Genomic DNA, 14,543 nt, shown 5'->3' with positions numbered 1-14,543 from the left:
CCGCTCGCCACCGCCGAACGCGGGCCCTACTTCTCCGCGTTCGCCGCCTTCACCAGCGCGTCCTTGGTCACCGCGCCCGCGTACACCGTGCCGTTGTCCGTGACCAGGGCGTTGACCAGACGCGTCGAGAAGACCGTGCCCTTGCCGAACGTACCGGTGACCCGGTCGCCCAGCGAGTTCAGGAAGCCGGATGCCGCACCGTTGTCGGACGACCGGCCCGAGGGCATCGTGCCCTTGCTGCCGCCGTCGAGGACCACGATCGAGTTCCAGCCCTCCCCGAGGGTCTTCGTCTTCGCCCCCGCGAGCTTCCCTTCGAGCGCCTTCTTCTCGTCGCCCTTGGGCTGCGCCTTCCGCTGCTCCTTCGCCATGCCGTCGCCCTGCGTGACCTTCGTCCCCTTGGGCGGCGTGAAGCGGAACGTCGACGCCGCAGGCTTGGCGAAGGAGACCTCCGTGAAGCCCGCGTCCACGACGGCCGCGCCGCCCGACGCCGGGGTCAGCGTGAACTTCAGCGGCGTCCCGGTCTTCGCGTCCACCGCGATGCTGATCGCGCCGACCGTGGTGCCCGCCTGCTTCGGCCTGATGAGCAGCTTGTACGCGTCCCGGCCCGCGACCTGGGCCGTGCCGTCCACCGTGACCGAGGTCGTCTTGTCGGAGGCCTTCAGGGCCTCCTCGGCGAAGTCCTTGGGCGTGGCGGGCACGTCCTTCGGCGTGGCCTTACGGCTTCCGTGGTCGCCCGCGCCGGTCGCGTGGTAGGCCTCGTTCGACGCGCTGTCGTACGCCCATACGTCGTCGCCGTTGCGGACGACGCTGTACTCGGCGGCCTTCTCGATGATCGAGATCTTCTGCTTGTCCTGGCCGTCGGCCGCGATCCGCACGGTGTGACTACCGGAAGCCAGTTCGAGCGCCTTGGACTTCGGGTCGGCGGTCGAGCCGCCCTTGCCCCCCGCCCCCTGGGCGAGCGCGCCCGAGGCGAGGCTGTTCTGCAGCCCGCCGAGGTTGGGCAGGCCCAGGTCCGTGCTGATCTTCACCGTGCCGGACATCTGCTGGGTGTCCGACTTGGCGATCTTCTCGATGAGCTGCTGCGCGCTGATCTTCGGCAGGTCGGGGTCGCCGGATCCCGCGAACGCCGGGGCGAGCCCGATGGTCGCCGCGGCCACTCCCACCACCGCGACCGGAACGACGTACCGCGCGGCCTTGCGACGCACGCCGTGTGCGTTCCCGGCTTCCCCGGCGGGTGTGCTCTCGTCGGATTCGTACGGTGCCATGTCTGCCTTACCTCCGTCGTCGGCGGCGGCCTGTCTCCTGTGCACTCGTCCACCCCTGCGCCGCCATTGTCACCCGAACTCCTGTGAGGTGGTGTCTCTCATCTGACCAAATCCGCCGCGGGGAAGCGTCAGACCGCGGGCCCAACTCCGCCTAATCCTGGGGTATGACACGGCAGTACGGCTTCTCTTCCGACCCGTAGGGGACGTGGGGGACTCCCGCTCGACGGGGACGACAAACGCGTGACCCGCCGCGCGCTTCCCTGGAAGGCGTGACGGGTCGGTGACGGAGGTGCCGGGCGTGGGCTCGGCCCGGAGGCTGGTCAGCCCGCCCGGTGCACCACCGCGTCGCACAGGTGCGTCAGGGCGGCCTTCGCGCCGCACTCGGGCAGCGGGCTCAGGGCCGCCCGCGCCTCCTTCGCGTAGCGGAGCGTGTCGCGGCGGGCCTGCTCCAGCGCCGGGTGGACGCGGAGGCGGGCGAGGGCTTCGGCGTGGCGGGCGTCGTCGGTCAGGTCCGACTCCAGCAGCTCGCGCAGCGCGATGTCCTCGGGCAGCCCCAGGCGCTCCGCGCGCTCGCGCAGATGCAGGACGGGCAGGGTGGGGACGCCCTCCCGCAGATCCGTCCCGGGCGTCTTGCCGGACTCGTGCGAGTCCGAGGCGATGTCCAGGACGTCGTCGGCCAACTGGAACGCCACGCCGAGCCGCTCGCCGTACTGCGTCAGCACGTCCACGACGGTCTCGTCGGCGCCCGACATCATGGCGCCGAACCGGCAGGCCACGGCCACCAGCGAACCGGTCTTGCCACTGAGGACGTCGAGGTAGTGCTCCACCGGGTCGCGGCCGTCCCGGGGGCCCGCGGTCTCCAGGATCTGGCCCGTGACCAGCCGCTCGAAGGCCTCGGCCTGGATACGGACCGCCTCCGGGCCGAGGTCGGCCAGGGTGTGCGACGCCCTGGCGAAGAGGAAGTCACCGGTGAGGACCGCGAGCGCGTTGCCCCAGCGGGTGTTGGCGCTGTCGACCCCGCGCCGCACCTCGGCCTCGTCCATCACGTCGTCGTGGTAGAGCGTGGCCAGGTGGGTCAGCTCCACGACCACGGCGGAGGGCACGATCCCGGGCGCGTACGGGTCACCGAACTGCGCCGCGAGCATCACGAGCAGCGGCCGGAACCGCTTCCCGCCCGCGCGCACCAGATGCTGCGCGGCCTCCGTGATGAACGGGACCTCGCTCTTGGTGGCGTCGAGCAGCCCTTCCTCGACAGCGGTCAGCCCGGCCTGGACATCGGCTTCCAGAGCCTGGTCCCGCATGCTCAGCCCGAACGGCCCGACGACGGTCACGTGGGGTCTCCTGTCTGCTGCCGGTCACACGGTGGGTCTCAAGAATGGTCACGTGGTCGATGACGCTGCCGGTCGACCGGCTCATGGAGCCTGTCGATCTGTCGCCGCCACACTCAAGTCAGCGTATCCGGTCACGTTTCGATCACCGCGAGCGCCCGCTCTTCCAGGCCGGGCGGTATCGGATCACGAACGGTGCGTCCATGATCAGGTTACCCAAACAGGTACATATCGGCACAAATGATGAGCGCCTCGCGAAGTCGGTGACGCCTTCGCGTGCCGTCTCCGCGTGTCCGGATTTCGTAGGTCACCTCTTGAGGACAAACAGGGCAAATCACCCTCTATCACCTCCCCCTGGACGCACAGAACGCTCCAATTTCGCCCGAATTAGCCCTATATATCCCTTAGTTACCGATGTGAGATCAAGATGCTGTAAGTGAAATAGGTCACGCGTCCGCCGGGTCAGGTGGTTCGAGCCAGTCGCCAAACTCCCGTTCGCGAACGGCAAGTTGATTCACGCTCAGCAAATTGGATCATTACCACCATTCCCCCATGTCAAGGTCATTTAGACCTGATCATGACGTTCGGCCTTGTTTCGGACATGCGCTTCCGCATACGTTCCCCTCACTCGAGCGGACGCCGAATCCTGCCACCGCCCGAGATCCCATCGACCCCATGCAGGCAGGAGCGGGGGACCCAGGTAAGTCGCCGGACCGGACATCGCGCCGGACCGGCTCGGGGTGAAGCCGTGCCTCGTACGAGGACACGGCCGGGCACCTCCCCGCCCGAACCCGACAGCTCACCTCGTAGGCGTAGGAGAGGAATACGACATGCCCGCTTTCGCCCTGCCCGCACGCCGTCGGGACCGTGGCTCCAAGGCCTCCCGTCTCACCCGCACTCTCGGTCTCGTGGGAGCCGGCGCCGCCGCTCTCGCCCTCCCCGTCGTGGGCGCCACCAGCGCCTTCGCCGCTCCCGAGCCCACCCAGACCGTGACCCTGAAGACCCAGGGCACGACCCTCGACAGCTGGATACGCCAGTCGCTGTCGATCATGTCCCAGCACAACATCCCGGGTTCGTACGACGGCATCTACCGCAACGTGATGCGTGAGTCCTCGGGCAACCCGAAGGCCATCAACCTCTGGGACTCCAACGCCCGCGCGGGCATCCCGTCCAAGGGCCTCCTCCAGGTCATCGACCCGACCTTCCGCACGTACCACGTGGCGGGCACGGCGTTCGACCCGTACGACCCGGTCGCGAACATCACCGCCGCGTGCAACTACGCCGCCGCGCGGTACGGCTCGATCGACAACGTCAACAGCGCGTACTGAGCCCCGCCGGGCCGACAAGGGCCCACCGGCCCCACCGGCCCCCTGGTCCTACCGGGCCGCGAAGAGTCTTTCGAGGACGACGGCGATGCCGTCGTCCTCGTTCGACGTGGTGATCTCGTCCGCGACCGCCTTGAGTTCCGGATGGGCGTTGGCCATGGCGACGCCGTGCGCCGCCCAGCGGAACATGGGGATGTCATTGGGCATGTCGCCGAAGGCGATGGTCGACGCCCGCGCGAGGCCGAGATACTCGGCCGCCAGCGCGAGCCCCGTCGCCTTGGTGACACCGCACGGCTGGAGTTCGACCGTGCCGGGCCCCGACATGGTGACCGTCGCGAGCGAGCCGACCGCCTCACGGGCCACCGCCGCCAACTCGTCGTCCGACAGGGCGTGATGGCGCAGCAGCACCTTGCTGATCGGCTCGCACCACAGATCGTCGCGCCGTTGGACCCGTACCGCGGGCAGCGTGGGGTGCGGCATCAGATAGCCGGGCTCGATGAGCGTGAGCCCGTCCACCCCGTCCTGGTCGACGGCCGCGCACACCTGCCCGACCTCGGCCTCGATCTTGCCGAGCGCGGTCTCGGCCAACTCCCGGTCCAGCGTGACGGAGAACAGCAGCCGGTCCGCGCCCGCGTCGTACACCTGCGCGCCCTGTCCGCACACCGCGAGCCCCCTGCTGCCGAGATCGTCCAGCAGGGGCCGGGTCCTCGGCGCCGGGCGCCCCGTCACCACGAGATGCTGCGCGCCGGCCGCCGTGGCCCGCTCCAGCACGGCCTTCGACCGGTCGGAGAGCGTGTCGTCACCCCGCAGCAGCGTGCCGTCCAGGTCTGTGGCGATAAGGGCGTATGCGAGGGGTGCGGCCATGATCAGAGAATACGGACGGAACCGCCGGGCGACTCGGCGCGAACCGGACGAGGTCCCGTTCTCCCGTACACACCGTGATCGACACGCTACGATGGTGGGTTCGGCAAGTCCCTCTCCGCAGCGGGGCGTTGACCTCAGCCGTGTGCTGCCGCCAGATGCCTGGCCAGCCGCGGCGAGGCGAACTCCGTACCGCAGACGAAGCGCATCACCGGGCCGTACGAGGCCGCCGCCGGAAGGCCCGTGAAATAGAGGCCGGGGACGGACGACACATAGCCCGCGCCGAGCTTCGGCGCGCCCCGGCTCACCGCCAGTTCCGTACGCAGTTCATGGCCGAGGAAGTCCATCGCGGCGATGTCCACGCGGTAGCCGGTCGCCGCGATCACATGGTCCGCGGTCAGCTCCTCCGTACGGCCCGCGTGCGTCCGCACCGTCAGCGCCGGTCCGCTGTCCGTCGCGGACGCGCTGACGATACGGGCGACCTCGCGCACCCGCACCGCGCCCTCGAAGCGGTCGCGCAGCCACCACGCGCCGAGCGGGCCGAGGACGCGGCGGACCAGGTAGTGGCGCGCCTGGGCGGGCAGATAGCGGTAGGGATGCGGGTAGTAGCTGAGGGCCCACAGCGACCAGGCGCGGCCGAACGGCGACTCGGGCCGCAGCTTGGGCTGGCGCCAGGGCGGGGCGCCGAAGGAGACCTGGCCCCGGCCGCGCGCGACCACGCGGACCCGCGCGCCCGCCTCGGCCGCCAGCGCCGCCGTCTCCAGAGCGGACTGGCCCGCGCCGACGACCAGCAGGTCCTTGCCGCGGAACCGGGTCAGCTCGTGGTGCTGGGAGCTGTGGGAGAGCGGGGCCGTCGGGGCGGGGCCGTCCGCCGCCGCCCCCGCCAGCTCGCGCGGGACGTGGGCGAGACCGGACAGTCCGGTCGCCACCACCACCGCCCGCGCGGTGAACAACTCCCCCGAGTCCAGCTTCAGTTCGAAGTCACCGCCCGTGCGCCGGTCCACGGAGACGACGCGGGTCCGCTCCAGTTCCGGCACCTGCTTGTGCTGGAACCACTCGCCGTAGGCCTGGAACATCTCGACCGGGATGATGTCCTCGTCGGTCACCAGCCGGCGGATGCCCGCCGCGTCGCAGTAGTCGACCAGGGTGTGGCCCCGCCGGGGGGCGTCGATGTTCGAGGCGGCCGGGGTCGACTTGAGGAGCATGCCCTCGGGCATATGGTCGCGCCAGCTCACCATGGGCTCGCCGAAGACGCGCACCGGGATGCCGCGCGCCCGCAGATGGGCGGCGGTGGACAGGCCGAACGGCCCGGCGCCGATGACTGCTACCGGTTGGATCACGAAGTCCCTCCCCAGGACGCACACATGCCTACTTCGTGGTGGAGACCGGGCCGGGTGGTCAGCCCGAACCCGCGGCGCGGCCACGGCGGTCGGTCCGCCAGAGCCGGTACAGATGCTTGGCGCCCGGCCGGACGAGCCGGGCGAGCATCGTGAAGAACGGCCGCAGGTCGTCACCCGCGAACCAGGCCAGTTCCGTCCCGCTCGCGCGGGCCGGGGCGTGCGGCGTCGTATAGCCGCTGCGACGGTAGGCGATCAGCGCGGGCAGGTCGATGTTCTCCACGACGTACCGGTGGCCGGCCCGCTGTTCGCCGTCCGGGACCGGGCGGCCGGTCAGGTCGAGGTGGAGGGCGCGGACGACGTCCACCCCCGCCTCGTTCTCGAAGAGACGGAACTGGGCGCCCATGCGCGGGTTGAAGTCGAGCAGCTTGTACTGACCGTCGCGCCGGTCGAAGCGCAGGTCGAGGTCGATGATGCCGGTGAAGCCGATCTGTTTGATGAAACGGGCGGCGAGGTCCGCGAGTTCCGGGTTGTCGACGACGTACGCGTGCGCCGTCATGCCCGCGTGCGGCGGCCAGGAGCGGACCTTGACGCCGGTGAACAGGGCGAGCGGGGTCGAGTCCTGGTCGAAGTACGCGTGCACGATCCAGTCCTCGGCCTCCTCCCGCGGCAGATACTCCTGGAGGATCACGCCCGGCCGCTCGCCCCAGTGCCGGGCGAGCGCGAGGAGCCCCTCGGGGGTGGTGATCCTCGTGGTGCCGTTCACGGCGGGCCGCTCGCGGCGCACGAAGGCCTCGCGGTTCTTCGCCACCACCGGGAAGCGGGCCGTCTCGGCGAACCGCACGATGTCGTCGTACGACTGCGGGAAGGCCGCCGCCGGGCTCGGGATGCCGTGTTCCCCGCACAGGTCGTGCAGGCCCTGCTTGCTGGCCAGGCGGCGCGGCAGCCCGGCGTCCACCTTCGGGAACAGGAAGGGCCCGGTCAACGCGTCCTGATGCTCGGCGATCAGGACCGCCGCCTCCTCGTCGGTGGGGATCAGGACGGTTGGACGGCCTATACGGCGCCCGATGCGCAACAGGCCCTCCACGAGCCGCTCCGGACCCTCCGTCCCGGTGGTCGGCCAGACGAAGGCGCGCCGCAGATAGCGGGAGAGGGCGGCCGGGGTGTAACGGTCCTCCGTGATCGCGTACATCGGTATGCCGAGCCTGCCCAGGCTGCGGATGGCGCCCACCCCGCCGTGGTGCAGCGGGTAGTCGCCGAACTTCACGATGAGCCCCGGCACTTCGCGGTCCACGCCGGGCGGCGCACCGCCGGTACCGGTACTCCTGGCCACGGGTCCCCCCACGTGTCCCCCCTAAGGACCGGCCTCATCCCGTCCATGTCCCCCAAGGGACGCTAAGCCGGAATTGAACGCTCCGACAAGGCCTATCCGGACATTGCGAACCCTTTAGACACTGCCCAAGACAAGCAACTCACCCGTAACGTGTGGGGCGACCACATGGCACGCAGCCCATGCACGGCACACCTGGCGTTGCACGAAAGCGAGGCAGGACCCCATGCCCCCCTTCGATGTCCCCGAGGGTGACCCCTTCGGCCCGCACAACCTCCCCTACGGCGTGTTCTCACCGGCCGGCTCCGACGAGCGGACCGTGGGCGTCCGGCTGGGCGATCACGTACTCGACGCGGGCGCCGCGGCGAAGGCGCTCGGTTCTCCCTATGTCTCCCTGCTGGCCCAGCCGTCGCTCGGCCCGCTGCTGGCCGCGGGGCGCACCGCCTGGTCGGATGTGCGCCGTGCGCTGACGGCCTGGGTGACGGTGCCCGCGCACCGCGAGACCGTCGAGCCGCTGCTGCGCCCGCTCTCCGAGGTGACCCTGCATCTGCCCTTCGAGGTCGCGGACTACGTCGACTTCTATGCCTCCGAGAACCACGCCCGCAATGTCGGGCAGATCTTCCGTCCCGACGCCGCGGACTCCCTGACGCCCAACTGGAAGCATCTGCCGATCGGTTACCACGGCCGGGCGGGGACGGTCGTGGTCTCCGGCACGGACGTCGTACGTCCGCAGGGGCAGCGCAAGGCGCCCACGGACCCGGCGCCGGTCTTCGGGCCGTCCGTCCGCCTGGACATCGAGGCGGAGGTCGGGTTCGTGGTGGGGGTCCCCTCGCAACTGGGCCGCCCGGTGGGGCTGTCCGCGTTCCGGGACCATGTGTTCGGGCTGTGCCTGCTCAACGATTGGTCGGCGCGGGACGTCCAGGCCTGGGAGTACGTGCCGCTCGGGCCGTTCCTCGGCAAGTCCTTCGCCACCTCGGTCTCGGCGTGGATCACCCCGCTGGACGCGCTGGAGGAAGCGCGGGTGGCACCGCCGGAGCGCACGCACCCCCTGCTGCCGTACCTGGACGACGCGCAGGAGGAACCGTCGGGCTACGACCTGCGTATCTCCGTCGCGATCAATGGCCATGTGGTCTCCGAACCTCCCTTCTCGACGATGTACTGGACGGCCGCGCAGCAGTTGGCGCACATGACGGTGAACGGTGCGTCGCTGCGGACCGGCGATCTGTACGGCTCGGGCACCGTGAGCGGCTCGGCGGAGAACGAGCGCGGCTCGCTCCTCGAACTGACGTGGAACGGCCGGGAACCACTCGAACTCCCCGACGGCAAGCGCGCGTTCCTCGAGGACGGCGACGTGGTCACCCTGACCGCCTGGGCCCCGGGCCCGGCCGGAACCCGAGTGGGCCTCGGCGAAGTGACGGGCCGAGTGACTCCGGCGACGGCCACGTCCGCGTGAGCCACCGGGCGGGCGGACCGGCCATCTGACGACGTGGCGGCGGGGCCGACCCGAGCCTGACGACGAGCGGGACGGCCACGCGCCCGCCGCACGCGGTGGCAGCACTGCCACCGCGTGGCCACCCGGCGAAGGCCCCGGCGCCTCGTCACTCAGGTGTGGGGCACACCACCTGCCGACCGTCGACAGGACAGCCGGGCGGGCCGGGTGTCATGGTCCACGCCTCACATGCCCGGCGGATCCGGCACCCCCGGTGGACCCTCCGTGCGCCCCCGGTCGGCTATATCCCCGCCGCCCAGTCCTCCGGCCCCTCGTGGTCTTCCGGCTCCGGCTCCTCCTGTGGCCAGTCGTCGGGGGCCGGGGTGGCCGTGTCGGGGGTGCCGCTCAGTGACTTCAGTACCCCGAGCACGCCCTCCCCGTACGTCGCCAGCTTCTTCTCGCCCACGCCGCCGACTCCGCCCAGCTCCGCCACCGTCGACGGCCACACCGTGACGATCTCCCGGAGCGTGGCGTCGTGGAAGATGACGTAGGCGGGCACGCCCTGCTCACGGGCCTGTTCGGCGCGCCAGGCACGCAGGGCCTCGAAGGCGGGGGCCAGCTCCGGGGGCAGCTCGGCGGCGGCCGTCCTCGGCTTGCGGTCCGACCGCGCGGTCCCCGACGACCGGGACGCGGCCGGCTTCTTCGGCTCCTTGCGCAACGGCACCTCGCGCTTGCGCCCCAGCACCTCCCCGCTCGCCTCGGTCAGCACCAGCGTCCCGTACTCGCCCTCGACGGCGAGCAGCCCCTGAGCGAGCAACTGCCGCACGACGCCCCGCCATTCGCCCTCGGTCAGCTCCTCGCCGATACCGAACACGGAGAGCTGGTCGTGGTCGAACTGGATGACCTTGGCCGTGCGCCGACCCAGCAGGATGTCGACGATCTGCACGGCACCGAACTTCTGCCGCCGCTCCCGGTCGAGCCGCCACACCGTGGACAGCACCTTCTGCGCCGCGATCGTGCCGTCCCAGGTGTCGGGCGGGACCAGGCAGGTGTCGCAGTTGCCGCAGGCGCCCGCCTCGGCGTCCTGGCCGAAGTAGGCGAGCAACTGGCCGCGGCGGCAGTGGACCGTCTCGCACAGCGCCAGCATCGCGTCCAGATGCCCCTGGGACCTGCGGCGGAACGCCTCGTCGCCCTCCCCGGACTGGATCAGCTTGCGCTGCTGTATGACGTCGTTGAGCCCGTACGCCATCCAGGCCGTGGACGGCTGTCCGTCGCGGCCCGCGCGGCCCGTCTCCTGGTAGTAGCCCTCGACGGACTTCGGCAGGTCGAGGTGGGCGACGAACCGTACGTCCGGCTTGTCGATACCCATGCCGAACGCGATGGTCGCGACCACGACCAGGCCGTCCTCGCGGAGGAAGCGGGACTGGTGCGCCGCGCGCGTGCCCGCGTCCAGGCCCGCGTGGTACGGCACGGCCTCGACGCCGTTGCGGGTGAGGAACTCCGCGGTCTTCTCCACCGAGTTCCGCGAGAGGCAGTACACGATGCCCGCGTCGCCCGCGTGCTCCTCGCGCAGGAACGACAGGAGCTGCTTCTTGGGGTCGGCCTTCGACACGATCCGGTACTGGATGTTGGGCCGGTCGAAGCTCGCGACGAAGTGGCGGGCCGACGGGATGTTCAGCCGCTGGGTGATCTCCTGATGCGTCGCGTGCGTCGCGGTGGCCGTGAGCGCGATCCGGGGGACGTCCGGCCAGCGCTCGCCCAGCAGGGACAGGGCCAGGTAGTCGGGGCGGAAGTCGTGGCCCCACTGCGAGACGCAGTGCGCCTCGTCGATCGCGAAGAGGGAGATCTTGCCGCGCGAGAGCAGGTCGAGGGTGGACTCCAGGCGCAGCCGCTCGGGGGCCAGATAGAGCAGGTCCAGCTCGCCCGCCAGGAACTCGGCCTCGACCACGCGCCGCTCGTCGAAGTCCTGCGTGGAGTTCACGAACCCGGCGCGCACACCGAGCGCCCGCAGCGCGTCCACCTGGTCCTGCATCAGGGCGATCAGCGGCGAGACCACCACGCCCGTACCGGGCCTGACCAGGGCCGGGATCTGGTAGCAGAGGGACTTGCCGCCACCGGTCGGCATGAGGACGACGGCGTCACCACCGGCCACCACATGCTCGATGATCGCTTCCTGCTCACCGCGGAAGGCCTCGTACCCGAAGACCCGGTGCAGCGTGGCCAGCGCCTCGCTCCCGCCGTACGCCTCCGGCGCCACACCCACCTCGGTCATCACACTCGTCCCGTCCATCGCACGTCCCCCGCATGTCGTCCCTCGACCACTGCGTCCACGATAGGCGCCCGCGCCGACAGCCCCGAAGTTATCCACAGCCCGCTCGCCCCTGCGTGGTCAAGCACGGTGGCCCGGCACCCCCCGAGCGGGTGCCGGGCCACCGTGGGTGGGGCCGGGGTCAGCGGACGAAGACGCTTGCCTGGTTCGCCAGGTTCAGGAAGTACTGCGGGGCCACGCCCAGGACCAGCGTGACCGCCACGCCCGCGCCGATCGCCGTCAGGGTCAGCGGGGACGGGACCGCCACCGTCGGGCCCTCGGGGTTCGGTTCGCTGAAGAACATCAGGACGATCACGCGGATGTAGAAGAACGCGGCGACCGCCGACGAGATCACACCGATCACGACCAGCGGGATCGCCCCGCCCTCGGCCGCCGCCTTGAACACCGCGAACTTCCCGGCGAAGCCGGACGTCAGCGGGATGCCCGCGAAGGCCAGCAGGAACACCGCGAACACGGCCGCCACCAGCGGGGACCTGCGTCCGAGCCCGGCCCACTTGGACAGATGGGTCGCCTCGCCGCCCGCGTCACGGACCAGGGTCACGACGGCGAAGGCGCCGATCGTCACGAACGAGTACGCGGCCAGATAGAACAGCACCGAGGACACACCGCTGCGGGTGGTCGCGATGACACCCGCGAGGATGAATCCGGCGTGCGCGATCGACGAGTACGCCAGCAGTCGCTTGATGTCGGTCTGCGTGATCGCGACGATCGCGCCGCCCAGCATCGTGACGATCGCGACGGCCCACATCACCGGCCGCCAGTCCCAGCGCAGGCCCGGCAGGACCACGTACAGCAGCCGCAGCAGCGCGCCGAACGCCGCCACCTTGGTCGCCGCCGCCATGAAGCCGGTCACCGGGGTCGGCGCGCCCTGGTACACGTCCGGCGTCCACATGTGGAACGGCACCGCGCCCACCTTGAACAGCAGCCCCATCACGATCATCGCGGCGCCGATGAGCAGCAGCACGTCGTTGCCCATGGTGTTGGCGAGGGCCGGGTCGACGTTCGTCACCGTGCCGTCGACGACCTGGGCGATGGTCGCGTACGACACCGAGCCCGCGTACCCGTACAGCAGCGCGATGCCGAACAGCGTGAACGCGGAGGCGAACGCGCCGAGCAGGAAGTACTTGACCGCGGCCTCCTGCGACATGAGCCGCTTGCGTCGGGCCAGGGCGCACAGCAGGTACAGCGGCAGCGAGAAGACCTCCAGGGCCACGAAGAGGGTCAGCAGGTCGTTGGCCGAGGGGAAGACGAGCATGCCGCCGACCGCGAACAGCAGCAGCGGGAACGCCTCCGTCGTCGTGAACCCGGCCTTCACGGCGGCCTTCTCGCTGTCGCTGCCGGGCACGGACGCGGCCTGCGCGGCGAAGGAGTCGACCCGGTTGCCGTGCGCCGCAGGGTCGAGGCGCCGCTCGGCGAAGGTGAACACGCCGAACAGTCCGGCCAGCAGGATCGTCCCCTGGAGGAACAGAGCCGGTCCGTCGACCGCGAGGGCGCCCATCGCGGCGATATGCGCCTTCGTGGTGCCGTACCCGCCCGACGCGAGCGCCACCACCGCGGCGAACGCGGCGGCGAGCGCGACGACGGAGATGAACACCTGGGCGTAGTAACGGGACTTGCGGGGCACGAACGCCTCGATCAGCACCCCGACGAGCGCGGCACCGATGACGATCAGCGTCGGCGACAATTGGGCGTATTCGATCTTCGGAGCCTGGAACTTCGTGATCGGGTCGGCCGCGGTTGTCCACAGGCTGTGGACGACTACTGTGCTCACTTGGCCGCCTCCACCTCGGGCTGAGGATCGGTCTGGTGTACGTCGGACATGGTCTGTCGCACCGCCGGGTTGACGATGTCGGTGAGCGGCTTCGGATAGACGCCGAGGAAGATCAGCAACGCGATCAGCGGGGCGACCACCGCGAGTTCACGCACGCGCAGGTCCGGCATCCGGGCGACCTCCGCCTTCACCGGGCCCGTCATCGTCCGCTGGTAGAGGACGAGAACGTAGAGCGCGGCCAGCACGATGCCGAAGGTGGCGATGATGCCGATCGCCGGATGCCGCGTGAACGTGCCGACCAGGACGAGGAACTCACTGACGAACGGCGCGAGGCCGGGCAGCGACAGCGTGGCCAGGCCGCCGATCAGGAACGTCCCGGCCAGGACCGGCGCGACCTTCTGCACGCCGCCGTAGTCCGCGATCAGTCGCGAACCGCGGCGCGAGATCAGGAAGCCCGCCACCAGCATCAGGGCGGCGGTCGAGATCCCGTGGTTGACCATGTAGAGCGTCGCGCCGGACTGGCCCTGGCTGGTCATCGCGAAGATGCCCAGGATGATGAAGCCGAAGTGCGAGATCGACGCGTACGCCACCAGCCGCTTGATGTCCCGCTGGCCGACCGCGAGCAGCGCCCCGTAGAGGATGCTGATGAGCGCCAGGACGAGGATGGCGGGCGTCGCCCACTTGCTCGCCTCCGGGAAGAGCTGGAGGCAGAAGCGGAGCATCGCGAACGTGCCCACCTTGTCGACGACCGCCGTGATCAGCACGGCGACCGGGGCGGTGGCCTCACCCATGGCGTTGGGCAGCCAGGTGTGCAGCGGCCACAGGGGGGCCTTCACCGCGAAGGCGAAGAAGAAGCCGAGGAACAGCCAGCGTTCGGTGCTGGTCGCCAGGTGCAGCGAGCCGTTCGCCCGCGCCTGCGCGATCTCCGGCAGCGAGAAGTTCCCCGCCTGTGTGTACAGGCCGATCACCGCGGCCAGCATGATCAGACCGCCGGCCAGGTTGTAGAGGAGGAACTTCACGGCCGCGTACGACCGTTGCGTGGCCGCGGCCTGCTCGCCGTGCTCGTGGGCGCGGTCCCCGAAGCCTCCGATGAGGAAGTACATCGGGATGAGCATGGCCTCGAAGAAGATGTAGAAGAGGAAGACGTCGGTGGCCTCGAAGGAGAGGATCACCATCGCCTCGACGGCCAGGATCAGGGCGAAGAAGCCCTGGGTCGGCCGCCAGCGCCGACTCCCGGTCTCCAGTGGGTCGGCGTCGTGCCAGCCCGCCAGGATCACGAACGGGATGAGCAGCGCGGTCAGGGCGACGAGCGCCACCCCGATGCCGTCCACCCCCAGCTCGTACCGCACCCCGAAGTCCTTGATCCAGGCATGGGACTCGGTGAGCTGGTAGCGGGCGCCGCCCGGCTCGAAGCGGACCGCGATCACCGCCGCGAGGACGAAGGTGGCGAGCGAGACGAGCAGCGCCAGCCACTTGGCGGTGGTGCGCCGCGCGGCCGGTACGGCGGCCGTGGCGACCGCCCCCACCGCCGGGAGCACCGCCGTCGCTGTCAGCAGAGGAAAGGACAT

The 14,543-nt window shown here is 70.4% G+C and carries 10 protein-coding genes and 1 riboswitch; of the genes, 2 read left to right on the top strand and 8 right to left on the bottom strand.

The window, feature by feature from the left end; all coding sequences use genetic code 11:
- Positions 1-26: 26 nt before the first annotated feature.
- Both ACZ60T_RS30965 and ACZ60T_RS30960 read right to left on the bottom strand, forming a co-directional pair.
- Positions 27-1,265 carry a LolA family protein gene (locus ACZ60T_RS30965; protein ID WP_469668928.1) on the bottom strand — a complete coding sequence of 413 codons (1,239 nt, stop codon included), beginning with the start codon at positions 1,263-1,265 and terminating at the stop codon, positions 27-29.
- Between the two features lie 320 nt (positions 1,266-1,585).
- Positions 1,586-2,596 carry a polyprenyl synthetase family protein gene (locus ACZ60T_RS30960; RefSeq protein WP_365632265.1) on the bottom strand — a complete coding sequence of 337 codons (1,011 nt, stop codon included), beginning with the start codon at positions 2,594-2,596 and terminating at the stop codon, positions 1,586-1,588.
- A 656-nt stretch (positions 2,597-3,252) separates the two neighbouring features.
- Positions 3,253-3,419: riboswitch (cyclic di-AMP (ydaO/yuaA leader) on the top strand.
- Positions 3,420-3,423: 4 nt separating this feature from the next.
- Here ACZ60T_RS30960 and ACZ60T_RS30955 point away from each other — a divergent pair.
- Positions 3,424-3,921, top strand: a complete 498-nt coding sequence (locus ACZ60T_RS30955) for a transglycosylase SLT domain-containing protein (RefSeq protein ID WP_365632262.1) — start codon at positions 3,424-3,426, stop codon at positions 3,919-3,921.
- Between the two features lie 48 nt (positions 3,922-3,969).
- On the opposite strand, the gene ACZ60T_RS30950 is transcribed toward ACZ60T_RS30955, so the two are convergent.
- From ACZ60T_RS30950 to ACZ60T_RS30940, 3 genes are all read right to left on the bottom strand, one after another.
- Complete coding sequence (locus ACZ60T_RS30950; RefSeq protein ID WP_469668927.1) at positions 3,970-4,782, bottom strand: HAD family hydrolase; 813 nt, start codon at positions 4,780-4,782, stop codon at positions 3,970-3,972.
- 134 nt (positions 4,783-4,916) lie between these two features.
- Positions 4,917-6,119: an FAD-dependent oxidoreductase gene (locus ACZ60T_RS30945; protein WP_469668926.1), complete on the bottom strand. Its 1,203-nt coding sequence runs from the start codon at positions 6,117-6,119 to the stop codon at positions 4,917-4,919.
- A 58-nt stretch (positions 6,120-6,177) separates the two neighbouring features.
- Entirely contained in the window at positions 6,178-7,449 is a 1,272-nt protein-coding gene (locus ACZ60T_RS30940) for a carboxylate--amine ligase (RefSeq protein WP_469668925.1), read from the bottom strand.
- Positions 7,450-7,672: 223 nt separating this feature from the next.
- On the opposite strand from ACZ60T_RS30940, the gene fahA reads away from it, so the two are divergent.
- Positions 7,673-8,899 carry a fumarylacetoacetase gene (gene fahA / locus ACZ60T_RS30935; RefSeq protein ID WP_365632250.1) on the top strand — a complete coding sequence of 409 codons (1,227 nt, stop codon included), beginning with the start codon at positions 7,673-7,675 and terminating at the stop codon, positions 8,897-8,899.
- 277 nt (positions 8,900-9,176) lie between these two features.
- Here the strand turns inward: fahA and recQ are convergent, their stop codons facing one another.
- From recQ to ACZ60T_RS30920, 3 genes are all read right to left on the bottom strand, one after another.
- Positions 9,177-11,165 carry a DNA helicase RecQ gene (recQ, locus tag ACZ60T_RS30930; protein ID WP_469668924.1) on the bottom strand — a complete coding sequence of 663 codons (1,989 nt, stop codon included), beginning with the start codon at positions 11,163-11,165 and terminating at the stop codon, positions 9,177-9,179.
- A 160-nt stretch (positions 11,166-11,325) separates the two neighbouring features.
- Positions 11,326-12,975 (bottom strand): NADH-quinone oxidoreductase subunit NuoN, encoded by a 1,650-nt coding sequence (gene nuoN, locus ACZ60T_RS30925; protein WP_365632244.1) that lies wholly within the window; start codon positions 12,973-12,975, stop codon positions 11,326-11,328.
- On the bottom strand, positions 12,972-14,543 hold the full coding sequence (locus ACZ60T_RS30920; protein ID WP_365632241.1) for an NADH-quinone oxidoreductase subunit M: 1,572 nt from the start codon (positions 14,541-14,543) through the stop codon (positions 12,972-12,974). The genes nuoN and ACZ60T_RS30920 overlap by 4 nt, the downstream gene beginning before the upstream one ends.

The sequence above is a fragment of the Streptomyces sp. NPDC104371 genome, from assembly GCF_055583785.1.
This window is presented reverse-complemented; position numbering and strand designations above follow the sequence as displayed.